The sequence below is a fragment of the Sphingomonas psychrolutea genome (assembly GCF_014636175.1).
Classification (GTDB): Bacteria; Pseudomonadota; Alphaproteobacteria; order Sphingomonadales; family Sphingomonadaceae; genus Sphingomonas; species Sphingomonas psychrolutea.
In genome coordinates this window covers 1-1463 of the sequence record NZ_BMDW01000052.1, presented here as the reverse complement: position 1 = coordinate 1463, position 1463 = coordinate 1, and the positions used below count along the sequence as shown (strand labels likewise).

Below are 1463 nucleotides of genomic sequence, written 5' to 3'. Positions count from 1 at the left end.
TTCCACATCGGTTCTTCCAGATCAGGTGTCGCAACCCTCTGGAATCATACCGGAGCTCGATCGTCCACTATCATTACGCCGCCGTTTCGAGACAGCCTCTTAGCCCCTTGGATCGAATCGCCAAATATTCCAACAATTGATGAAACGAAGTTTTCGATCGTCCGAATTACGGCAAATGCAGTCCTCTTACTGGCCTTTTTGCCATCTCCATAAGCCTCTAACACAAGTTTGATAGACTTCGGTACTTCTGGGTCTATCAGTCGGTTCGGCTTCGACAGTTCATTTAGAAGATTTTGTCCCGATCGATGTATCTCTTTTCTATCATGCTCGGTCAATTCGATTGAGGCGGCATTCTCCGTAAATCGAACCCAGTCCGGAAATTGCGCAAGATATTGGCTGATGCCGATGGAATATGCACGCATTGCTGCTAGAGCGATTACTGAAAGCTCACCGGCGTATGCGTCACAAAGCATATCGCAGTAAGTATTTTCCAAGCCTAGTTGAATAATATCTACATCTTCGATTAGCTTATTCTGCATCGAAGATATCGCTGCCGCAACTCTCTTATCGTGATTTGATGACAATAGCTCATCTAGCAACATTTGACCACGAGATATTATGCTATCTCTTGCCGATCGAGCATTCTTGATGTTCGGTTGGCCTGCGCGTGAAGCGGAGTGCTGAATCTTTAGCATATCATCGTCAATGATAAATACGATAGGCCCGACCTTTTGAGGTGGGACGGTTATCCGCAAATCCTCTATAGTCTTAGCAGTAGCCTGATCCGATATCAGCTGTGGAAGTTCTAAATCGACTAGCTCGTGTAGTTCCGAAAGCTCATCGTCTACCAGATCGCCCAGCACATAGCGTTGGTTTTCGACTTTAACGGGACTTTTAATCAGGTCGGAAATGAAGAAAGTGTTGCTCCGGATTAGCGCCAGCTCGCGCATTGCGTTTGCGAAGGTCGGCAGCATCATGTTTGGGTGGCTAAGCTGCGCCGTGCCTTCTAAGATTCGGTAGATGCGCTCCGAGCCTGCCTTAACCGCCCTCCCGGCTCCCCCATCCGTTCCCCCTATGGGCCAACGGTCAATGGAGCGCATCGCGACGGTGCCCAGCAAGTTTGCCAAGGCTCTCAACTTGACTTGCCTAAGCCGAATTTTTGTATGGATGTTCGTGTTGCTCATACGTCCCCCAGGGAAGTAGCACGGTGGCTTAGTTATTTGTTGTTGCCAAGGACCTTGCTCCACCTGTTACATTAGGGTACGCCAAACACTCAGTCGTCAGAAAAAAAGCTATTGTTTTCCAGCGCTTGTAGCCGATTACGTCGATCCCCCTCGGCTCCACCATTACAGTCTTTCGCGGCTTTGTTGCAAAACTGACGTTGGGGATTCACGTAGGGAATCGAGTGGGATAGATGGGCGTGATGCCCAAACCTGCCGCACCTGTGTATCGCACGACGAACT

At 49.1% G+C, this 1463-nt stretch carries 1 protein-coding gene; it reads right to left on the bottom strand.

Features of this window, described 5'->3' with window-relative positions; translation table 11 throughout:
• Positions 1–44: 44 nt before the first annotated feature.
• Positions 45–1184 carry a hypothetical protein gene (locus IEV62_RS18090; RefSeq protein WP_188449987.1) on the bottom strand — a complete coding sequence of 380 codons (1140 nt, stop codon included), beginning with the start codon at positions 1182–1184 and terminating at the stop codon, positions 45–47.
• Between the last annotated feature and the right edge of the window lie 279 nt (positions 1185–1463).

Bases quoted from the DNA above. Each gene is read 5' to 3' on its own strand.
- IEV62_RS18090 (WP_188449987.1), bottom strand. From the start codon at position 1,184: ATGAGCAACACGAACATCCATACAAAAATTCGGCTTAGGCAAGTCAAG.